Raw genomic sequence first — 20,128 nt, forward strand, 5'->3', positions numbered from 1 at the left:
ACGGGTCAGTCGTCGGCGGTGATGCGCTCGGCGATCAGCGGGCCGCCGGTCAGCACCGGCTCACCCGGGTCGCCGATCCGCCAGGCGCCCTCAACCGACTCGAGCGCGCGCGGGAACCGGGCGGGCTCGTCGGCGCTCAGCGTGAACAGCGGCTGGCCCTTCGTGACGGCGTCCCCCGGCTTGGCGTGCAGGTCGACGCCGGCCGAGTGCTGCACCGGGTCCCCCTTGCGGGCGCGGCCGGCGCCGAGCCGCCAGGCTGCGATGCCGAACGGCAGGGCGTCCTGCTGCACGAGGATGCCGTCCCGGTCGGCGAGAACGACGTGGGTTTCGCGGGCGACCGGCAGCGCGGCATCCGGGTCGCCGCCCTGGGCGCGGATGGCCTGGCGCCACTTGTCCATCGCCCGGCCGTCCTTCAGGGCGGCCTCCACGTCGACGTCGGTCTTCCCGGCGAGGGCGAGCATCTCGCGCGCCAGCGTGATCGTGAGCTCGACGATGTCGGCCGGCCCGCCGCCCGCAAGCACCTCGACCGACTCGCGCACCTCGTTCGCGTTGCCGATGGCGAGGCCGAGCGGGACGTTCATGTTGGTGAGCAGCGCGGAGGTCGCGACCCCGGCATCGTGGCCGAGCGCGACCATGGTGCGGGCCAGTTCCCGGGACTGCTCGATGTTCTTCAGGAAGGCGCCGGAGCCGAACTTCACGTCGAGCACGAGCGCCTTGGTGCCCTCGGCGATCTTCTTCGACATGATCGAGGATGCGATCAGCGGGATCGCCTCGACGGTGCCGGTGATGTCGCGCAGGGCGTAGAGCTTGCCGTCGGCCGGGGCCAGGCCGCTGCCCGCGGCGCAGATCACGCCGCCGACCTCGCGCAGTTGGGCGATCATCTCCTCGTTGCTGAGGTTGGCGCGCCAGCCCGGGATGGATTCGAGCTTGTCGAGGGTGCCGCCGGTGTGGCCGAGGCCGCGGCCGGACAGCTGAGGCACGGCCACGCCGAACACCGCGACGAGGGGCATCAGCGGCAGGGTGATCTTGTCGCCGACGCCGCCGGTGGAGTGCTTGTCGGTGGTCGGCTTGCCGAGGCCTTCGAAGCTCATCCGTTCGCCGCTGTCGATCATCGCCATGGTCAGGTCGCGGATCTCCCGGCGGGTCATGCCGTTGAGGAAGATGGCCATGGTCATGGCGGCCATTTGCTCGTCGCCCACATAGCCGCGGGTGTACGCGTCGATCAGCCAGTCGATCTGCGGGGTGCTGAGTTCGCCGCGGTCGCGTTTGGCGTGGATGAGGTCGACGGTGTCGAACGCCTCGATGCTCCCGGCCGAACCGGCCGGAAGGGCGGCGGCGCTGGCGCCGGCACTGGAGTCCATGGTCATCCCCGTCATTCTCCCTGGTACTCGGCCAGCTGCCTGGGCCCGAAGGCATCCGGCAGCACCTCATCGATGGTGCGCAGGCCCGAGACCGTCTCCAGCAGCATGCCGGGCGCGGAGTGTTCGTAGAGCAGCTGGCGGCAGCGGCCGCACGGCATCAGCGCCTGCCCGTGGCCGTCGACGCAGGTGAACGCGACCAGCCGGCCGCCCCCGGTCATGTGCAGCGACGAGACGAGGGCGCATTCGGCGCAGAGCGTGAGCCCGTAGGACGCGTTCTCCACGTTGCAGCCGCTGATGATCCGCCCGTCGCTGACGAGTGCCGCCACCCCGACCGGGAAATTCGAGTACGGCACATAGGCCAGGGCCATCGCCGTCATGGCCGCTTCGCGCAGCGCATCCCAGTCAATGTCGCCCGCTGGTGGGGTCACGTCATCCGATCCTGAAGTCATCACTTGATATACGGCTTGCCGTCGGCGGCAGGCGGCCGGGACCGGCCGACGAGGCCGGCGACGGCGAAGATCGTCACGACGTACGGGAGCATGAGCATGAACTCGCTCGGCACCGGTGACCCGATGATGCTGAGCACGTTCTGCAGGTTGCTGGCGAAACCGAACAGAAGCGCCGCGAGGGTCGCCTTCAGCGGGTCCCACCGGCCGAAGATGACGGCGGCGAGGGCGATGAAGCCGAGGCCGGCTGTCATTTCCTTGTTGAATGCGCCGACGGATCCGAGGGTGAAGTACGCACCGCCGAAGCCGACGATGGCACCGGCCAGGGACACGTTCCAAAACCGGGTGCCGTTGACGTTGATGCCCACGGTGTCGGCGGCCTTGGGGTGCTCACCGACGGAGCGCAGCCGCAGTCCCCACTTCGTGTGGAACAGCCCGAAGTAGATCACGGCGACGGCGACATACATGAAGTAGACGATGAACGTCTGGCGGAAGAGCGCCGGGCCGAGGATCGGGATCTCGCTCAGCAGCGGGATGTTGATCCGGGGGAAACGCTCCGGTGTGTTGAGCGCCGCGGCATTGGGTGAGAGGAGCTGGGAGAAGAAGAAGCTCGTCAGCCCGATCACGAGCACGTTGAGCACGACACCGACGATGACCTGGTCGACGAGGTACTTGATCGAGAACGCGGCGAGCACGAACGAGACGAGCACGCCGGCGATCGCCGCGGCGACGAGCCCGAGGTACGGGTTGCCGGTGATCGAGGCGACGACGGCGGAGCTGAACGCCCCGGCGAGGAGCTGACCCTCGATGGCCACGTTCACGACCCCGGAACGTTCGGAGATCACACCGCCGAGCGCCCCGAAGATCAGCGGGACGCTGAGGGTGATGGTGCCCACGAAGAGCCCCGGGACGGGGATCGTCGAGCCTGCTGCCGCCCAGGTGAGGAACCCGATCATGAAGACCACCGCGAAGACCACGACGAGCCAGAGCGGCACCTTGCGGGAGTGAGTGGTGATCCAAATCGACCAGGCGGCCATGGCAAACAGCAGGATGCTGGAGACGACAGCGGTGACGAAGGTCGGCAGCACCAGGTCCGGGAGCTGGATAAGATCGCGCGACTGGGACAGCCGGAAGGTGCTCACCTGCCCCTGGGTGTCCACGCCGAGGAGGACGAAGATGAGCAGGCCGAGGACCGCGAAGATGCTGAGGGCGATCGCGGCCTTCCAGCTGCGGAGCACGACCGTGCTCAGGGCCGGCTGGCCCTGGCTCGGCTGGACGGTCTGGGTGATGGTGCTCATCCCGCCGTCACCTCCTTCTTCACGACGGTCGGTCGCGACCTGGGTTTGGTTCCCGGTGTCGGGAGCCGGAAGATCGCGCGCACCAGCGGCGGCGCCGCGATGAAGAGCACGATCAGGGACTGCACGACGAGGACGATGTCGATGGGGACGCCCTCGGCCGCCTGCATCGAGAAGCCCCCGGCCTTGAACGCGCCGAACAAAACGCCGGCGAAGAAGATCCCCCAGGGACGCGAACGGCCCAGCAGGGCCACCGTGATGGCGTCGAAGCCGATGTTCGCGTCGATCCCGGCGCCGAAACCGGTGGTCACGGTGCCGAGCACCTGGTTGATCCCGGCCAGGCCGACGAGCCCGCCGGAGATGAGCATCGCGCTCACATACACGCTCTGCACGTTGATTCCGGCGACTCGCGCGGCGTTCGGGTTCTCACCCACGGCCCGGAACTGGAACCCGAGGTTCGAGCGGCTGAGCAGCCACCAGACGAAGACCGTTGCGGCGACGACCGTGAGGAAGCCGGCGTGCAGGTTGTACGTCGGCCCCAGCAGGTCGGGGAAGACGGCGGTGGGTTTCATCGGCGGCGTTTGCGGGTTGCTTGACCCCGGTTCCTGCAGCAGCCCGGGGGTGCGCAGCAGGTACGAGACCAGGTACAGCGCCACGAAGTTGAGCATGATCGTGACGATGACCTCGTGTGCGCCGGTGCGGGCCTTGAGCAGGCCGACGATGCCGCCCCACAGCGCACCGCCGACGAGGCCGGCGAGCACGGCGACGATGAGGTGGATCCCGGCGGGCAGGTCGACGGCGAATGCCACCCAGCCGGCGCTGGCGGCGGCGATCAGCATCTGCCCGCGGCCACCGATGTTGAACATCCCGACCCGGAAGGCCAGGCCGACGCCGAGACCGGCAGCGATCAGCGGCGTGGCAAAGGTGAGGGTCTCGGTGAGCGGACGGATTCCGGCGGCGAATCCCGGCCGGCGGAAGTTGTAGATCGAGCCCTGAAAGAGCGCCGAGTAGGCGCCGGAGACGGAATCCCACACGGCGGCGAACATGTCCCCCGGCCGGGCGAAGAGATAGCCGGAGGCTTTCTGGACCGGCTCATCGGTGAGGGCGATCAGGATGGCGCCGACGACGAGGGCGAGGAACACGGCGAGCACCGAGATGGCGGCGCTCCCGCCCACGATGTCGCGCATGGCCTGCGACCAGCGCTCCGAGCCGGCGTCCTGCCCCCGGGGGGCGTCGGGGTGGTCGGCTGGCGCCGCCACGGCGCCGGCGGGCTCGGCGGGCGGCCGGGTGCTGTCGCTCATGCCACGGCCTCCGTTCCGGGGGCGGGTTCGCCCGTCATCATGAGTCCAAGGACGCTGCGTGGGGTGGTTCCGGGCACGATACCTACGATTCCTCCGCGGTACATGACCGCGATTCGATCCGCGAGTCCGACGACTTCGTCGAGTTCGGTGGAGACGACGATGACGGGGATGCCGGCGTCCCGGGTCGCGATGATGCGCTTGTGCACGAATTCGATCGAGCCGACGTCCAGGCCGCGGGTCGGCTGCGTCGCTACGAGCAGGTGCAGTTCCCGGCTGAGTTCGCGCGCGAGCACGACCTTCTGCTGGTTGCCGCCGGAGAGCTGGCCGGCGAGGGAGTCGATGCCCTGGGTGCGGATGTCGAACTCGGTCACCTTCTCCCGGGCGAAATCCGCGAGGAAGCCGCGCTGCAGGGTGCCCGCCTTGACGAACGGTGCTCCGGTGCTGCGGTCGAGCATGAGGTTCTCGGCGACGGTGAAGGCGGCGACCAGGCCGTCCTCGGTGCGGTCCTCCGGCACGAATCCGACGCCGGCGTCGAGGATCTTGCGCACGCTGAGGCCGCGCAGGGATGTGCCGTTGAGCTCGATCGTGCCCGTCACCCGGGGCTGCAGGCCCATCAGGGCCTCGATCAGCTCGGTCTGGCCGTTGCCCTGCACGCCGGCGATGACGAGCACTTCCCCGGCCTGGACCTCGAAGCTGACGTGGTTGACGACGAGCTGGTGGCGCGCGTCGATGACGCAGAGGTCCCGCACGACCAGGGCTTCGTGACCCAGCTTCGGTTCGTCCTTGTGCACGGTCAGTTCGACGGCCCGGCCCACCATGAGTGAGGCCAGCTCGGTGTTCGTCGCCGTCGGGGACGCTTCGCCGACGACCTTGCCGCGCCGGATCACCGTGATCCGGTCGGCGACCTCGCGCACCTCACGGAGCTTGTGGGTGATGAACACGATCGAGGTCCCGGCTTCCTTGAGCTGGCGCATGATGGCCATCAGCTCGTCGGTTTCCTGCGGGGTCAGCACGGCGGTCGGCTCGTCGAACACGAGCACGCGCGCCTCCCGGGACAGCGCCTTGATGATCTCGACCCGCTGCTGCACGCCGACGGGGAGGTCCTCGATGAGCGCATCCGGGTCGATATGGAAGCCGAATCGGTCGGAGATCTCCTTGACCTTTTTGCGGGCCGCGCCGAGATTGAGCCGGCCGAGGACGTTCGTCTCCTCATGGCCGAGCATGACGTTCTCGGCGACGGTGAACACGGGGATCAGCATGAAGTGCTGGTGCACCATGCCGATGCCGGCGTTCATCGCGTCACCGGGACCGGCGAACTTCTGCACCACTCCGTCGAGCACGATCTCACCGGCGTCGGCCTGGTAGAGGCCGTAGAGCACGTTCATCAGCGTTGACTTGCCGGCGCCGTTTTCTCCGAGCAGGGCGTGGATCTCTCCCGCCTCGACCGTGAGGTCGATGTGGTCGTTCGCGACCAGGGCACCGAACGTCTTCGTGATGCCGCGCAGTTCGAGCTTCATGTTCCCGATCCTAGGGTGGTTAACGATGTTGTGGGGAGGCCGGCCGGAGCCTGCCTCCCCACAGATCTACGTGCCGAAATTAGCCGGCGAGGTAGGACGTGACCTTGACGTCGCCGCTGATGATGTCTTCGCGCAGCTTGTCGAGTTCATCCTGCAGCTCGGCCGGGACCTTGTCGGCCCAGTCGTGGAATTCGGCCAGGCCGACGCCGTCGTTCTCGAGCGTGCCGACGAACGGCGTCACGTCGAACTCGTCGCGGCCGGCCTTGAGGACGGCTTCCTCCACGCCGACGTCGATGCCCTTGAGGACCGAGGTGAGCAGCAGGTCGGCGACGGACGGGTCGGTCACGAAGACGTCGGCGTCGACCCCGATCAGGGCGATCTCCTTGCCGGAGTCGCGGATGGCCGCAGCGGCGCTCTGGTAGATCGGGCCGCCGACGGGCAGCAGCACGTCCACGCCAGCGTCGATCAGGTTCTGCGCGTCGGTGAGGGGCTGGGTGCCGGCGCTGAAGGTACCGGAGAAGACACCCTTCTGCGTTTCGGTGTTCCAGCCGACGACCTCGACCTTGGCGCCCTTTTCCTTGTTGTAATGTGCGACGCCCTGGGCGAGACCGTCCATGAAGATCGTGACGGTCGGGAACTGCATTCCGCCGTAGGTGCCGACCTTGCCGGTCTCGGAGACGCCCGCCGAGAGGTAGCCGGCGAGGAACGCCGCCTGGGCGGTGTCGAAGACGATGGGCTTGACATTCGGAACGTCGGTCTTGCCGTCGAAGTCGAGGTCGATCGTGTCGTCGATGCTGACGTAGTTGATGTCCGGGTTGGCCTTGGCGGATTCCGCGGTGGCCTCGGCGAGGGCGAACCCGACGGTGATGATCAGGTTGCAGCCCTGGTCGACCAGGCTGGTCAGGTTCGGCTTGAAGTCGGTCGCCGTGGCGGACTCGACATGCTTTTCCTTGACGCCGAGTTCGTCGGCCGCCTTGACCAGGCCTTCGTAGCCCAGCTGGTTGAACGACTTGTCGTCGAACCCGCCGGCGTCGGAAACCATGCAGGGCAGGAAGTCGCTGACGACGGGGGCCTTTGTGTCCCCGCCTTCCTCCGGTGCCGGAGCACACCCGGCGAAGAGAGCGACGACACCCAGCGCGGCAAGGCCGCTCAGTGCGGGCTTACGGGATGTGATTCTCAAAGCGACCTCCAAGATGCGGCCCTGCGGTGGGCAGGGGCTATGTGGGTACAACTTAGCGAACAATTGCCTGCTCAGATGAGCAAACCGGAGTCGTGACCGAACAGTTACATAGCCGAACTAACTTGCTCAAATGAGCACCCCCCGAAGCCGGTTCGGGTTGAGTTGCGGAAAAGGAACCCTCAATTGCGAAACGAAGGTACTTTGTCCGAAACTCAGCCGGAAGAGACCGGTCAGCGGGGGGTGTTCGGGCCGGTTACTTCGAGGATCCCGGCGACGATGGCCGCGCGGAGCTCCTCGACGCCGGCGGCGAGTTCGCTGGAGACAAGCCCGGCCCGATCGTGGAACGGCGCGATGTCGACGCCGGAGTTCTCCAGGGTGCCCACGTACGGCTTGTTGGAGAAATCGCCCTTGAGGTCCGCGTCGATGATCGCCAGGACGGCATCCTGGGTGTTCTTCAGCACGCTGGTCAGCAGGATCGGCCGGAACTGGGCCGGCAGCGAGTCGTAGCCGTCGTTGTCGACCCAGATCAGCGAGGACTCGCCGTGCTCGAGGATGGCCGCTGCCGCGCCCTCGCCGACCTGCCCCGCGACGGGCATGATCACGTCGGCGCCCCGGTCGAGGAGCCTCTCGGTCGTCGTCTTGCCCTTCAGGGTGTCCTCGAAATCGCCGGTGAACACGCCGTCCTGCGTGGCCTTGTCCCAGCCGAGCACCCGCACCGCGGTTCCGCGCAGCTCGTTGTACTTGGCCACCCCGTCGACGAAGCCGTCCATGAAGAGGGTCACCGGCGGCTGGTTGCCGCCGCCGAACGTCGCGACGATCCCGGTGCGGCTGACCCCAGCGGCCAGGTAGCCGGCCAGGAAGGCGGCCTGGGCGGTATCGAAGACGACGGGCTTGATGTTCTCCCCCGCGACCTGCTCGTCGACGATCGAGAAGTGCACCTCCGGGTTCGCCAGCGCCGCGGCCGTGGTGGCGTCGGCGAGCTCGTACCCGACCGTCAGGATGAAGTCGCAGCCGGTGCCCACGGCCTGCTCGACGTTGGGCGCCAGGTCGGTCTCGGACGTGGAGACGATCGCGTCGACCTCGATGTCGAAGTCGGTGGCGGCCTGCTGGAGCCCCTCCCAACTCGACTGGTTGAAGGAGCGGTCCTCCAGGCCCCCGGAGTTGGTCACCATGCGCGCGCAATAGTCCGGCGCCGCCGTGCTGCTGGGCCGCGCGTCCTCCTCCGGCGCCGGCGCGCAGCCGGCGAGCAGCAGGGCGGAAACGGCGACGGCCGGGACGATGAAACCACGACGGGTCATGTGACGCTCCTTCACAGGGGTGGAACGAGTCTAGAGAACGTCGCTCGAGCCCGACAGCTTCAGCGCGTCGACGACGGCCTTGACCTTCTGGGCGTTGGCGCTCGTCGTGACGAGCAGAGCATCCGGGGTGTCGACGACGACGATGTCCTCGACGCCGATGAGGGCGATCATCCGCTTGGTGTGGCTGACGACGATGCCGCTCGACGAGTCGGCGAGCACGCGGGCGCCTTCCCCGAGGATGGCCAGGTCGTGCTTGCGCCCGCCGGAGTGGATCTTCGCGATCGAGGCGAAGTCGCCCACATCGTCCCAATCGAACAGGCCGGGAATGACGGCGAGCTTGCCGGTGGCGGCGACGGGTTCGGCGACCGAGTAGTCGATGGCGATCTTCTTCAGGCGCGGCCAGACCTGGTCGACGACGGCGCCTCGACGCGGGGTGTCCCACGCCTCGGCCAGTTCCAGCAGCCCGGCCAGCAGCTCGGGTTCTGACCGTCCGATTTCTTCGAGCAGGCGGTCGGCCCGGGCGATGAACATCCCGGCATTCCAGAGGTACCGGCCGTCGGCGAGGTAGCCCTCTGCCGTCTCGAGGCTCGGCTTCTCGACGAAGGTGTCGACCGCGAGGGCGCTGTGGGCCCCCGGGATGGCGAGCGGGCCGGCGCATTTGATGTAGCCGAACCCGACGGCCGGCTCGGTCGGCCGGATGCCGATGGTCACGATGTAGCCGGCGTCGGCGGCGGCCACGGCCTCGGTGACCGCATCGCGGAACTGGACGGAGCCCTTGATCACGTGGTCCGCGGCGAAGGAACCGATGATGACGCCCGGCTCGCGCTTCTGCAGGATCGCGGCAGCCAGCCCGATTGCGGCGGACGATTCGCGCGGCTCGCTCTCCAGCACCACGTTGTGGTCGGCCAGCTCCGGCAGCTGGTCTTCGACGGCGGCGCGGTGGGCCCGGCCGGTGACGACCATGACGCGCTGCTCGCCGCTGAGCGGGGCCAGGCGTTCCCAGGTGTCGCGCAGCAGCGTCTGGCCGGACCCGGTCAGGTCGTGCAGGAACTTGGGGGCGTCCGCGCGGGACAGCGGCCACAGCCGCGAGCCGATCCCGCCGGCCGGGATCACGCTGTAAAACCGCTCAATGGGGGTGCTGGTCTGAGGCATCTGGCCAGACTACCGCCGCCGCCCGGCCGGATACCCGCCATTCACCCGGCGGCTATCTCGCCTCCGTACGCTCGCCTCATGAGGGTCGCGGTCATCACGGAAAGCTTTCTGCCCACGATCAGCGGGGTCACCACGAGCGTGTGCCGGGTGCTCGAGCACCTCGCGCGACACGGGCACGACGCCATCGTCATCGCGCCGGCCGGGGCGCCGCCCGAGTACGCGGGGTTTCCGGTGCACACCGTGCCGGCCCTGGCCTACCGGCAATTCCCGGTGGGCCTGCCCAGCCCCTTTGTCTCCCGGCTACTGCAGGACTTCCGGCCCGACGTGCTGCACGCCGCGTCCCCGTTCCTGCTCGGCGCCCAGGGCATCGCCGCGGCCAACCGCCTGGACATCCCCACCGTCGCGATCTACCAGACGGATGTCGCCGGCTACGCCCGCCGGAACAACCTCGGCCAGGCCGCCGGCCTGGCCTGGCGCCTCGTCAAGTGGGTGCACGAGGGCGCGGACCTCACCCTCGTGCCCTCGACGGCGTCGATGGCCGACCTGCGTCGCATCGGCCTGCGCCGGCTGGAGCCCTGGGCCCGCGGAGTCGACCTCGTCGGTTACCACCCCAACCATCGGAGCGACCCGACGGCCAGGGCGCTCCGGGAGCGCCTCTCCCCCCGCGGCGAGGTCGTCGTCGGCTACGTCGGCCGGATCGCCCCGGAGAAGCAGGTGGAGCGGTTCCGGGCGCTGCGCGGGCTGGACGGCATCCGCCTGGCCCTCGTCGGCGACGGGCCGTCCTCCGACCTCGTTCGGCGTGAACTGGCCGGGATGCCCGTCACCTGGCTCGGCCGCCTGGCCGGCGCCGAGCTCTCGGCCGCCTACGCGAGCTTCGACCTGTTCCTGCACGCCGGCACGGAAGAGACCTTCGGCCAGACCATCCAGGAGGCCCACGCCGCAGGCCTCCCCGTGGTCGCCCCGCGCGCGGGCGGCCCGATCGACCTCATCTCGCACGAAGAGGACGGATACCTCTTCACCCCGAACGACGAACGGGACATGAGGCGTTGTGTGACGCGCCTGGCCGGAGACGGGGAGCTGCGCCGAAGGATGGGCGAGGCCGGGCGCCGCAGCGTGCTCGGCCGGTCGTGGGAGAACGTGTGCGGGACCCTCCTCGACTACTACGAACGAGCCATCGACGAGCGCGCCGCGGTCTGGGCGAGCACGCTCGTGCCGCTCTCGATGCGACGTTAGGCGGGCCCGTCCGCAAAAAAACTGAGCGCCGACACCTAGACTGGGAACACGCGCTCATGAGCGCGACTGCCTCGTCTCATCGAGGCCACATCTCAACCAGGGAGGGTTATTCATGCCACAGCAAACGGCAGGAACCCCGACATATCAGCAAAAGACGACCTCGCGTCGCCCCGCCGGAACCCTTTACCGGGGCCGAGAAGGCATGTGGTCGTGGGTCCTGCACCGCATCACGGGCGTGGCGATCTTCTTCTTCCTGCTGGTCCACATCCTCGACACCGCGCTCGTGCGGGTGAGCCCCGAGGCCTACAACGCGGTGATCGGCCAGTACCAGACGCCCATCATGGGCCTCGGTGAGACCGCCCTCGTCGCGGCCATCGTGTTCCACGCGTTCAACGGAATCCGGATCATCCTGATCGACTTCTGGAACGCGAAGTACCAGAAGGTGATGTTCTACGTCGTCATCGGCCTCTGGGTGGTCACGATGCTCGCCTTCGTGCCCCGCCACCTGACCAACGTGTTCAACCACTAGGAGGGGACGACATGTCAACCACCATCGAAGCCCCCCGCAGTCCCTACGCCCGTGCGCCCCGCAAGCGGGGCGTCAACTGGGAGAAGTGGGGCTGGATCTACATGCGCGTCTCCGGCGTCGTGCTGGTCGTGCTCATCTTCGGCCACCTCTTCGTCAACCTCTGGCTGGGCGAGGGTGTCAGCGCCCTCAACTTCGCGTTCGTCGCCGGCAAGCTGACCAACCCGTTCTGGATGACCTGGGACGTGCTGATGCTCTGGCTCGCCCTGATCCACGGCGGCAACGGCATGCGCACGCTGGTCAACGACTACGCAACCAAGCCGCTCATCCGCGGCATCCTCAAGTGGGCCATCTTCGCCAGCGTCGCGGTCCTCATCATTCTCGGCACCCTGGTCGTCTTCACCTTCGACCCCTGCCCGGCCGGCCAGCCCGCCGACCTTCTCCCCTCGTTCTGCTCGGCCCTTTAGGAGCTGCACACACCCATCATGACAACGCCTGCCTCTTCCACAGCGCCCACGGAGTCCACCGTCGTTGACGGCGTGCACTACCACCAGTTCGACATCGTGATCGTGGGAGCGGGTGGAGCCGGCATGCGTGCCGCCATCGAAGCCGGCCCCGGCGCCAGCACGGCGGTCATCTCCAAGCTCTACCCGACCCGGTCCCACACCGGCGCGGCCCAGGGTGGCATGGCCGCGGCCCTCGCAAACGTCGAGGAAGACAACTGGGAGTGGCACACCTTCGACACGGTCAAGGGCGGCGACTACCTCGTCGACCAGGATGCGGCGGAGATCCTCGCCAAGGAAGCCATCGACGCGGTCATCGACCTCGAGAACATGGGCCTCCCGTTCAACCGCACCCCCGAGGGCAAGATCGACCAGCGCCGCTTCGGCGGCCACACCAGCGACCACGGCAAGGCCCCGGTGCGCCGCGCCTGCTACGCCGCCGACCGCACCGGCCACATGATCCTGCAGACGCTGTACCAGAACTGTGTCAAGCGCGGCATCAACTTCTTCAACGAGTACTACGTGCTCGACCTGATCATGACCGAGGTCGACGGGGTCGAGCAGCCTTCGGGCGTCGTCGCCTACGACCTGTCCAGCGGCGAGCTGCACGTCTTCCAGGCCAAGGCCTTCATCTTCGCCACCGGCGGCTTCGGCAAGATCTACAAGACCACCTCGAACGCGCACACCCTCACCGGCGACGGCGTCGGCATCATCTGGCGCAAGGGCCTCCCGCTCGAGGACATGGAGTTCTTCCAGTTCCACCCGACCGGCCTCGCCGGGCTCGGCATCCTCCTCACCGAGGGCGCCCGAGGCGAGGGCGCGATCCTGCGCAACGCCAGCGGCGAGCGGTTCATGGAGAAGTACGCGCCGACCATCAAGGACCTCGCGCCGCGCGACATCATCGCCCGCTGCATGGTCAAGGAGGTCGCGGAGGGTCGCGGCGCCGGACCGAACAAGGACTACCTCTACCTCGACTGCACCCACCTGGGCGCCGAGGTGCTCGAGACCAAGCTCCCTGACATCACCGAGTTCGCCCGCACCTACCTCGGCGTCGATCCGGTCACCGAGCCGGTGCCGGTCATGCCGACCGCGCACTACGCGATGGGCGGCATCCCCACCAACGTGAACGCCGAGGTGCTGCGCAACAACACCACCGTCGTGCCCGGCCTCTACGCCGCCGGCGAATGCGCCTGCGTGTCGGTGCACGGCTCCAACCGCCTCGGCACCAACTCCCTGCTCGACATCAACGTGTTCGGCAAGCGCGCCGGCAACAACGCCGTCGCGTACGTCAAGACCGCCGAGTTCGTGCCGCTGCCCGCCGACCCGGCGAAGTTCGTCCGCGGACTGATCGAGGGCATCCGCAGCTCCACCGGCACCGAACGCATCGCCGTGCTCCGCAAGGAACTGCAGGAGACGATGGACGCCAAGGCCCAGGTGTTCCGCACCGACGAGTCGCTCAAGGACGTGACCGACACCATCCACTCGCTGCGCGAGCGCTACAAGAACATCGGCGTGCAGGACAAGGGACGCCGCTTCAACACCGACCTGCTCGAGGCCGTCGAACTCGGCTTCCTGCTCGACCTCGCCGAGGTCGTCGTCTTCTCCGCCCGCAACCGCAAGGAAAGCCGCGGCGGGCACATGCGCGACGACTTCCCCCTGCGCGACGACGAGAACTACCTGGTGCACACCATGGCCTACCTGACCGGGGACCCGCACTCCGCCGACGCGGCCGACCACATCGCGCTCGACTGGAAGCCGGTCACGATCACGCGCTACCAGCCGATGGAAAGGAAGTACTGACGGTGACCACCGCAACCATTACGCCGCCCGCCGTTCCCGAGGCGATCGAGTCGTACACCGTCACGCTGATGATCCGCCGGTTCAACCCGGAGGTCGACGCCGAGCCGCACTGGCAGGACTTCGACGTCGAGCTGTACGCGACCGACCGCGTGCTCGACGCCCTGCACAAGATCAAGTGGGAGCAGGACGGGACCCTGAGCTTCCGCCGCTCCTGCGCCCACGGCATCTGCGGTTCGGATGCGATGCGCATCAACGGCCGCAACCGCCTGGCCTGCAAGACCCTGATCAAGGACCTCGACATCACGAAGCCCGTCTACGTGGAGGCCATCAAGGGCCTGCCGCTGGAGAAGGACCTCATCGTCGACATGGAGCCCTTCTTCGAGTCGTTCAAGGCGGTGCAGCCGTTCCTCGTGTCGCAGCAGGCGCCCAAGGACGGCAAGGAGCGCATCCAGACGGTGGCCCAGCGTGAGCGTTTCGACGACACCACCAAGTGCATCCTCTGCGCCGCGTGCACGTCGAGCTGCCCGGTGTTCTGGACCGACGGGCAGTACTTCGGCCCGGCCGCGATCGTCAACGCGCACCGCTTCATCTTCGACTCACGCGACGACAACGCCGCCGTGCGCCTCGACATCCTCAACGACGAAGAGGGCGTGTGGCGCTGCCGCACGACCTTCAACTGCACCGAGGCGTGCCCCCGAGGCATTCAGGTCACCCAGGCCATCGCCGAGGTCAAGCAGGCCATGATGCGAGGCAAGCCGTAGCTTCCGCCTGATCGGTCTCGGCCGGGCGGTCTCGGCCGGGCGGTCTCGCCTAGTCGGAATCGTCGTTGCGGTTGCGTCGGCTGAGCACCCAGCCGGTACCGAGCACGGCCAGGCCGCTGCCCAGCGGGAGAAGCCAGACGAAGTCGAGCGCTCCGGGTCGAGCGGTCCTGTCCTGGGCGACTGGGGCCTCGGCTGCTGCGGCCTCGGCGACTCGGGCCGGAGCCGGTGGGGCCGCTTCGGGTCGCGGCGCCACCGGCCGGCCGACGCGATTCGCGTCTGCCTCGACCACAACCGCACCGTGCCCGGCCGGTCCGTCGGCGGCATACGCCGCCGGCGGGCCGGCACACGATAGGAGCGCGAAAGCCACCGCGGCGACCTGGGCAGCGCGCATCCGTCGACTCGGATGCCCGGAATCGGGTAGCCGAGGTTGCGGGTACGTCGGAGACATGGTCACCCTCCACGTTCGGGGGTATGGAGTGGCGGCTCGAGTGGTTCAGCAGTGGAATAGTCGCAGGACGAGGCAGCCTCCGCAAGAGGTGAGACTCGCTCACTTATGATTTGCGCCCCGAACTGGGGGTGCACCGCACCGCCGGGTACGCGCCTCGCTAGGCTGGTCAAGTGAAGATCACCGCGACTGTCAATCGGGTCCTGGCCTGGCGACCCGTGCGCGTGTTCACGCACTTCACGAACAGCGGTGGCGGCATCCTCGCCGGCGGCATGTCGTACCAGTCGATCTTCGCCATGTTCGCCGCGATCTGGGTCGGGTTCTCCATCGCCGGGCTGTGGCTCTACTCCAACCCCGCGCTGACCGAAGAACTCTTCGCCCTGATCAACCAGTCGATCCCCGGCCTGATCGGCACCGAGGGCATCATCGACCCCGCCGAACTCGCCAGCGCCGGCGTGCTCAGCTGGACCGGCGCCATCGCCCTCGTCGGCCTGCTCGTCACCGCACTCGGCTGGCTGTCGACGACAGCGACGGCCGTGCGAACCATCTTCGGCCTGCCTCACGACACGACATTCTTCGCCCTGGTCAAGCTCCGGGAGCTGGGCCTCGGCCTCCTCTTCGGGCTCGCCCTCGTCGTGTCGGCGCTCGTGTCCCTGGCCAGCACCTGGGCGCTCGGCGCAATCTTCGCGCTGGCCGGGATCCCGGAGGAGTCCTTCTGGTTCAGCGCGTCAGCGCGCACGGTCGGCCTGCTCCTCGTGCTGGTCATCGACACGGCCACGCTCGCCGTGCTCTTCCGGGTGCTCTCGCGGGTGCGCATCCCCCTCCGCCGCCTCCTCGTTGGCTCCCTGCTGGGCGGAGTGGCGCTCGGCGGGCTCAAGGTGCTCGGCGGGGCGCTCCTCGGCGGCGCCGGGCGAAACCCGTTGCTGGATACCTTCGCCGTCATCATCGGGCTGCTGATCTGGTTCAACCTGACGAACTCGGTCACCCTGCTGGCCGCCTCGTGGATCTCCGTCGGCATGCAGGACTCGGGGATCGACCCGCGGCGGCCGGGCGCCGCGGTCTCCGCGGCGGCCGCGGCGGAGCGTCTGCGCCAGGAGGCAGAGGCCGCACGCGCGGCAGTGCTCACCGAACTGCGCGAGGCCAGCCGCGCCCACAGGGAAGCCGCCTGGTACCGCAAATGGGGCACCTCCCGCCGCCTCCGCGCCGCTGTCGACCGCGCAGCGCGGGAAGGCGCAGCCGGTGCGGACCCGATCGCCAAACGGTAAGCGGCTGCGCCCAAACTAGACTTGATCCATGCCGTCTTCCCCCGCCACACCCGCCAAACCGCTCCGGATCGCCAGCATCAACGTGAACGGCGTGCGTGCCGCCTTCCGCAAGGGCATGGGCGACTGGCTCGCCGGCCGGGACGTCGACATCCTCGCCATCCAGGAGGTGCGGGCATCCACGGATGACCTCGAAGGCCTGCTCGGCCCGGAGTGGAGCGTAGTGCACGACGCGGCGACGGCCAAGGGCCGGGCCGGTGTCGCGATCGCGAGCCGATCGACGGCCACGATCCACCGGGTGCAGCTCGGCGCCGACGAATTCGACAGCGCCGGACGCTGGCTCGAGGCCGACTACGAGGTCAACGGCACCATCGTCACCGTCGTGAGCACCTATGTCCACTCCGGCGAGGCCGACACCCCGAAGCAGGTCGAGAAGTACACCTTCCTCGACGCCATGCTGGCGCGCCTGCCCGAGCTGGCCGCGCACAGCGACCGCGTCGTGGTGCTCGGCGACCTCAACGTCGGCCACCGCAGGTTCGACATCAAGAACTGGAAGGGAAACGTCAAGCGGGCCGGTTTCCTGCCCGAAGAGCGCGCCTACTTCGACCGGATCCTCGGCGCGGAAGACGACCCGGCGTACAACGCCGGGGCGGGCCTCGGCTGGGTGGATGTCGGCCGCAAGTGGGCGGGCGAGGTCGACGGGCCGTTCACCTGGTGGTCCTGGCGCGGGCAGGCCTTCGACAATGACACCGGCTGGCGGATCGACTACCAGCTCGCTACCCCGGCGCTGGCGGCATCCGTCACCAACTACGCCGTCGACCGCGCCGCCGCCTACGACCAGCGCTGGTCGGACCACACGCCCGTCGTCGTCGACTACGCCATCTGACCTTCCTGCCGCCCACGGCACACGCACGAGAGACCTGACCTCATGGACAAGCCCCGCCTCTACTCCGGCATGCAGCCCTCCGCAGAATCGCTGCAGATCGGCAACTACATCGGCGCCCTGCTCAACTGGAAGGCGCTGCAGCAGACGCACGACGCGTTCTTCTCCATCGTCGACCTGCACGCCATCACGGTCGCGCAGGACCCCGCCGCACTGCGGGAGAACACCCGGCGCACCGCGGCGCAGTACATCGCCGCCGGCATCGACCCCTCGGCGTCGACCCTGTACGTGCAGTCGCATGTCGCCGCTCACGCGCAGCTGGCCTGGGTGCTCAACACCATCACCGGCTTCGGCGAGGCCAGCCGGATGACCCAGTTCAAGGACAAGTCCGCCCGGCACGGACAGGACGCGACGACGGTCGGACTGTTCGCCTACCCGACGCTAATGGCCGCGGACATCCTGCTGTACCAGACCGAGATCGTGCCGGTCGGCGAAGACCAGCGGCAGCATGTCGAGCTCACCCGCGACCTGGCGGCACGCTTCAACTCGCGTTTCGGCTCGACCTTCACGGTGCCGGAGGTGGCCATCGTCAAGGAGACCGCGAAGATCTACGACCTGCAGAACCCGACCTCGAAGATGTCGAAGTCGGCCGAGTCGCACGCCGGGGTGATCTGGCTGCTCGACGAGCCGTCGGTGACGAAGAAGAAGATCATGCGTGCGGTCACCGACGCGGAGGGCGGCGTCGTCTTCGACCGGGAGAACAAGCCCGGCGTGGCGAACCTGCTCACGATCTATTCGGTGCTGGCGGGGGTCACGATCGGCTCTCTAGAGGACGAGTACGCGGGGCGCGGTTACGGCGACCTGAAGAAGGGCCTCGTCGAGGTCGTCGAGGGCACCTTCGGGCCGATCCGTTCGCGTGTGATCGAGCTGCTGGACGACCCGGCGGAGCTGGACCGCCTGCTGGCGCACAACGCCGACCGGGCCGCGGCCGTGGCCGACGTCACCCTGGCGCGGGCCTACGACGCCGTCGGCCTGCTGCCGAGGCGCTGATGGTGCGGCCCGTCACCCTGTCCTCGCCGCTCCTGCGGCTGGACCAGCTGCTCCCGGCCGATGCCGAGCGCGTCTACGAGTACTGCCAGGACCCGATTTTCGAGCGCTACCTGCACATCCCGTGGCCGTACCAGCGCTCCGACGCCGACTCATTCGTCTCCGGGTATATACCGGCGGCGTGGGCGGCGGACTCGGAGTACACCTGGGCGGTTCGCGACCCGGAGACCGCGCAATTGCTGGGGGTCATCGGCCTGCGGCTGCCGAGCGCCTCGATCGGCTACTGGCTCGGCGCCCCCCACCGCGGCCACGGCCACATCCCCGAGGCGCAGCGGCTGGTGATCGAGTGGGCGTTCGCGAACGGCGTGGTCGACACCATCAGCTGGCAATGCCTCGAGGGGAATATGGCGTCCGCGCGCAGCGCGCGAAATGCCGGGTTCACGTTCACCGGGGTCGGGCCGGCGATCCAGGCGCACCGCGACGGCACCTATCCCCCGTCCTGGCACGCCGTGCTCCGCTCCTCCGACACCCGGGAGCCGAAGGACGGCTGGCCCCTCGAGCAACCGCTTGGCGATCCCCCGCCCGGCGCCGACTCACCCGCCGGGTGTGGCTAACTCAGGAGAATTCGTATCCGGCGTTCTCCGGCCCCCGAAATGGCGGTTCAGGGCACCCGACGCATCCGGAATCTCCTGAGTTAGCCACCGCGAGGGACGCGCAGTCGCTCTGATGGAGGCCATCGGCACCGTCCGGGAGAGAGCCGCTCACACCTTCGGAAGAGGGCTGGCCACATTTCCGGGACCGGGCCGGTCACACATTTCCGGGGCCGGGCGGGTCACCTCCGGGAGCGGGCCGGCCAGGCGGCGGACGGCCCAGCTAGGCGAACGTGCGGCGGTAGTGGCGGCTTGCGTCGAGCAGGCCTGCGATTGCGGCGAGCACGCGCTCGGGGTGGAACATGATGTCGCGGTAGAGCACCCGAAGGGGCAGGTATCCGAGCATCGCCAGTTCGCAATCACGAGTCCGGTCGCGCGCGTGGGCGTCCCAGCCATCGTGAAACTGCCGGCTGTCCGCCTCGACGGCGATGCACCCTTCCACAATCATGTCGATTCGACCGACCCCGTCAATGCGCACCTGGATCTCGAATTCGTATCCGGCCTGCCCGACGATGAAGCGAAGCACGGTTTCCTGACCCGCTTCGCTGCGCGCATCGACGAGGCGCCTGAGATACAGGATTTCCCGCGGCACCGCGGCGAAGATCACAGAAAGCGCGGTCGGAGGCATCAGGCGCTGGTGCAGGGCACTGTCCAGGGAGGCCAGCGCGAACCTGGGCTCCTGGCAGCGAAGAATCTGCACCAACGCGTCGATGAGCCCGACTCGGTACTCGGAGCCGTCGTCAGGTTGGAGCAGTACGTTCCAGTGGAGCTCGACGCCGTGTCGGTTCTGGTCCGTGAGGAGCTGGAATCGGTCGTGAGGTGTGCGCAAACGGGAACCCGTGGGATCAATCTGGACATGCGCGAGCCTGCTGTCAAAGGCGAACACGCCCACGTCCGCCGCGGCGGAAACACATGTCAGCCGTCCGCCGACGCGCACGGCCTCCAGGATGTGGACGTCCGTATCCGGCAGTGCGTAGTGACCCCGCCGCACGCGGATCAGGTGTCCAGCGTCTACGGCGCCTCGAAGCGCTCGCCAGGTGGCACCGGCAGAGTTCAGGGCCGCGGTCTCGGCAATCTGCACTCGGTTGTCGCGGAAGTATTCGGCCCAGCTCATGGCCAGCAGCCTGACGACCCGCGGCCCGCGAATTCCGGCCTCCGATGGTTCTGGGGACAACGCCGGCCCACCCGCCCCTGTGGCGAACTCGTCCCTCCCGCCCGCGTCTCCACCGCCCCTCGTGTCCACCGCCGCTCGTGTCCACCGCCGCTCGTGGCTAACTCAGGAGATCCAGTGCGGCGAAGGGAAACGGCCGCACTGGTCCGCGGGCCCACCGGACGCAGATGCGAATTCTCCTGAGTTAGCCAAACCCGTCCCCGGGCAGAGCAGGCGTCGGATGCGGATGCCCCCAGGGCGGATGCGGCAGGGGGCGGATGCGGGCGGATGCGGGCGGATGCGGGCGGATGCGGGCGG

The 20,128-nt window shown here is 68.4% G+C and carries 19 protein-coding genes; 9 read left to right on the forward strand and 10 right to left on the reverse strand.

Annotation, left to right across the window (positions count from 1 at the left end):
- Positions 1-5: 5 nt before the first annotated feature.
- The 8 genes from BLQ39_RS08280 to BLQ39_RS08315 form a co-directional block, all read right to left on the reverse strand.
- Positions 6-1,361, reverse strand: coding sequence for a thymidine phosphorylase (locus BLQ39_RS08280; RefSeq protein ID WP_092323228.1), 1,356 nt, complete (start codon positions 1,359-1,361; stop codon positions 6-8).
- A gap of 11 nt (positions 1,362-1,372) precedes the next feature.
- On the reverse strand, positions 1,373-1,789 hold the full coding sequence (locus tag BLQ39_RS08285; protein ID WP_255452888.1) for a cytidine deaminase: 417 nt from the start codon (positions 1,787-1,789) through the stop codon (positions 1,373-1,375).
- A 20-nt stretch (positions 1,790-1,809) separates the two neighbouring features.
- On the reverse strand, positions 1,810-3,105 hold the full coding sequence (locus BLQ39_RS08290; protein ID WP_092323190.1) for an ABC transporter permease: 1,296 nt from the start codon (positions 3,103-3,105) through the stop codon (positions 1,810-1,812).
- Entirely contained in the window at positions 3,102-4,403 is a 1,302-nt protein-coding gene (locus BLQ39_RS08295; RefSeq protein ID WP_135109392.1) for an ABC transporter permease, read from the reverse strand. The genes BLQ39_RS08290 and BLQ39_RS08295 overlap by 4 nt, the downstream gene beginning before the upstream one ends.
- The gene (locus BLQ39_RS08300; RefSeq protein WP_092323191.1) at positions 4,400-5,920 is read right to left on the reverse strand and encodes an ABC transporter ATP-binding protein; all 1,521 of its coding nucleotides are present in this window, start codon (positions 5,918-5,920) and stop codon (positions 4,400-4,402) included. The genes BLQ39_RS08295 and BLQ39_RS08300 overlap by 4 nt, the downstream gene beginning before the upstream one ends.
- Before the next feature lie 79 nt (positions 5,921-5,999).
- The gene (locus BLQ39_RS08305; RefSeq protein WP_092323193.1) at positions 6,000-7,100 is read right to left on the reverse strand and encodes a BMP family lipoprotein; all 1,101 of its coding nucleotides are present in this window, start codon (positions 7,098-7,100) and stop codon (positions 6,000-6,002) included.
- 230 nt (positions 7,101-7,330) lie between these two features.
- Entirely contained in the window at positions 7,331-8,398 is a 1,068-nt protein-coding gene (locus BLQ39_RS08310) for a BMP family lipoprotein (protein WP_092323194.1), read from the reverse strand.
- A 30-nt stretch (positions 8,399-8,428) separates the two neighbouring features.
- Positions 8,429-9,550, reverse strand: coding sequence for a mannose-1-phosphate guanylyltransferase (locus BLQ39_RS08315; protein ID WP_092323196.1), 1,122 nt, complete (start codon positions 9,548-9,550; stop codon positions 8,429-8,431).
- Positions 9,551-9,628: 78 nt separating this feature from the next.
- Here BLQ39_RS08315 and BLQ39_RS08320 point away from each other — a divergent pair, with 78 nt between their 5' ends.
- The 5 genes from BLQ39_RS08320 (at position 9,629) to BLQ39_RS08340 (ending at position 14,373) form a co-directional block, all read left to right on the forward strand.
- On the forward strand, positions 9,629-10,783 hold the full coding sequence (locus tag BLQ39_RS08320) for a glycosyltransferase family 4 protein (RefSeq protein ID WP_092323197.1): 1,155 nt from the start codon (positions 9,629-9,631) through the stop codon (positions 10,781-10,783).
- Positions 10,784-10,895: 112 nt separating this feature from the next.
- Positions 10,896-11,312 (forward strand): succinate dehydrogenase, cytochrome b556 subunit, encoded by a 417-nt coding sequence (gene sdhC, locus BLQ39_RS08325; protein ID WP_092323199.1) that lies wholly within the window; start codon positions 10,896-10,898, stop codon positions 11,310-11,312.
- A gap of 11 nt (positions 11,313-11,323) precedes the next feature.
- Positions 11,324-11,776 carry a succinate dehydrogenase hydrophobic membrane anchor subunit gene (locus BLQ39_RS08330; protein ID WP_092323200.1) on the forward strand — a complete coding sequence of 151 codons (453 nt, stop codon included), beginning with the start codon at positions 11,324-11,326 and terminating at the stop codon, positions 11,774-11,776.
- A gap of 18 nt (positions 11,777-11,794) precedes the next feature.
- Positions 11,795-13,612, forward strand: coding sequence for a succinate dehydrogenase flavoprotein subunit (gene sdhA / locus BLQ39_RS08335; RefSeq protein ID WP_092323202.1), 1,818 nt, complete (start codon positions 11,795-11,797; stop codon positions 13,610-13,612).
- A 2-nt stretch (positions 13,613-13,614) separates the two neighbouring features.
- The gene (locus BLQ39_RS08340; RefSeq protein ID WP_092323203.1) at positions 13,615-14,373 is read left to right on the forward strand and encodes a succinate dehydrogenase iron-sulfur subunit; all 759 of its coding nucleotides are present in this window, start codon (positions 13,615-13,617) and stop codon (positions 14,371-14,373) included.
- 49 nt (positions 14,374-14,422) lie between these two features.
- Here BLQ39_RS08340 and BLQ39_RS08345 read toward each other — a convergent pair whose 3' ends face one another.
- Entirely contained in the window at positions 14,423-14,764 is a 342-nt protein-coding gene (locus BLQ39_RS08345; protein ID WP_092323205.1) for a hypothetical protein, read from the reverse strand.
- A 227-nt stretch (positions 14,765-14,991) separates the two neighbouring features.
- Between BLQ39_RS08345 and BLQ39_RS08350 the strand changes: the two genes are divergently transcribed.
- Genes BLQ39_RS08350 through BLQ39_RS08365 form a run of 4 tightly spaced genes read left to right on the forward strand, consistent with a single transcriptional unit; the run spans position 14,992 to position 18,624 of the window.
- Positions 14,992-16,083: a YihY/virulence factor BrkB family protein gene (locus BLQ39_RS08350; protein WP_092323206.1), complete on the forward strand. Its 1,092-nt coding sequence runs from the start codon at positions 14,992-14,994 to the stop codon at positions 16,081-16,083.
- Positions 16,084-16,111: 28 nt separating this feature from the next.
- A complete protein-coding gene (locus BLQ39_RS08355) occupies positions 16,112-16,966 on the forward strand; it encodes an exodeoxyribonuclease III (RefSeq protein ID WP_092323208.1) in 855 nt (284 codons plus the stop codon).
- 42 nt (positions 16,967-17,008) lie between these two features.
- Positions 17,009-18,013: a tryptophan--tRNA ligase gene (gene trpS / locus BLQ39_RS08360; RefSeq protein WP_092323209.1), complete on the forward strand. Its 1,005-nt coding sequence runs from the start codon at positions 17,009-17,011 to the stop codon at positions 18,011-18,013.
- Positions 18,013-18,624, forward strand: coding sequence for a GNAT family N-acetyltransferase (locus BLQ39_RS08365; protein WP_092323211.1), 612 nt, complete (start codon positions 18,013-18,015; stop codon positions 18,622-18,624). The genes trpS and BLQ39_RS08365 overlap by 1 nt, the downstream gene beginning before the upstream one ends.
- Positions 18,625-18,883: 259 nt before the next feature.
- Here the strand turns inward: BLQ39_RS08365 and BLQ39_RS08370 are convergent, their stop codons facing one another.
- Positions 18,884-19,774: a hypothetical protein gene (locus BLQ39_RS08370; RefSeq protein WP_092323212.1), complete on the reverse strand. Its 891-nt coding sequence runs from the start codon at positions 19,772-19,774 to the stop codon at positions 18,884-18,886.
- Positions 19,775-20,128 lie beyond the last annotated feature (354 nt).

Source organism: Cryobacterium psychrotolerans (genome assembly GCF_900101115.1).
Lineage (GTDB): Bacteria > Actinomycetota > Actinomycetes > Actinomycetales > Microbacteriaceae > Cryobacterium > Cryobacterium psychrotolerans.

What these genes read in the sequence shown, in the direction of transcription:
- BLQ39_RS08295 (WP_135109392.1), bottom strand. Translation starts at nt 4,403, where the DNA reads ATGAGCGACAGCACCCGGCCGCCCGCCGAGCCCGCCGGCGCCGTGGCG.
- BLQ39_RS08330 (WP_092323200.1), top strand. Translation starts at nt 11,324, where the DNA reads ATGTCAACCACCATCGAAGCCCCCCGCAGTCCCTACGCCCGTGCGCCC.
- BLQ39_RS08365 (WP_092323211.1), top strand. Translation starts at nt 18,013, where the DNA reads ATGGTGCGGCCCGTCACCCTGTCCTCGCCGCTCCTGCGGCTGGACCAG.
- trpS (WP_092323209.1), top strand. Translation starts at nt 17,009, where the DNA reads ATGGACAAGCCCCGCCTCTACTCCGGCATGCAGCCCTCCGCAGAATCG.
- BLQ39_RS08315 (WP_092323196.1), bottom strand. Translation starts at nt 9,550, where the DNA reads ATGCCTCAGACCAGCACCCCCATTGAGCGGTTTTACAGCGTGATCCCG.
- BLQ39_RS08355 (WP_092323208.1), top strand. Translation starts at nt 16,112, where the DNA reads ATGCCGTCTTCCCCCGCCACACCCGCCAAACCGCTCCGGATCGCCAGC.
- BLQ39_RS08345 (WP_092323205.1), bottom strand. Translation starts at nt 14,764, where the DNA reads ATGCGCGCTGCCCAGGTCGCCGCGGTGGCTTTCGCGCTCCTATCGTGT.
- sdhC (WP_092323199.1), top strand. Translation starts at nt 10,896, where the DNA reads ATGCCACAGCAAACGGCAGGAACCCCGACATATCAGCAAAAGACGACC.
- sdhA (WP_092323202.1), top strand. Translation starts at nt 11,795, where the DNA reads ATGACAACGCCTGCCTCTTCCACAGCGCCCACGGAGTCCACCGTCGTT.
- BLQ39_RS08370 (WP_092323212.1), bottom strand. Translation starts at nt 19,774, where the DNA reads ATGAGCTGGGCCGAATACTTCCGCGACAACCGAGTGCAGATTGCCGAG.
- BLQ39_RS08310 (WP_092323194.1), bottom strand. Translation starts at nt 8,398, where the DNA reads ATGACCCGTCGTGGTTTCATCGTCCCGGCCGTCGCCGTTTCCGCCCTG.
- BLQ39_RS08280 (WP_092323228.1), bottom strand. Translation starts at nt 1,361, where the DNA reads ATGGACTCCAGTGCCGGCGCCAGCGCCGCCGCCCTTCCGGCCGGTTCG.
- BLQ39_RS08320 (WP_092323197.1), top strand. Translation starts at nt 9,629, where the DNA reads ATGAGGGTCGCGGTCATCACGGAAAGCTTTCTGCCCACGATCAGCGGG.
- BLQ39_RS08300 (WP_092323191.1), bottom strand. Translation starts at nt 5,920, where the DNA reads ATGAAGCTCGAACTGCGCGGCATCACGAAGACGTTCGGTGCCCTGGTC.
- BLQ39_RS08290 (WP_092323190.1), bottom strand. Translation starts at nt 3,105, where the DNA reads ATGAGCACCATCACCCAGACCGTCCAGCCGAGCCAGGGCCAGCCGGCC.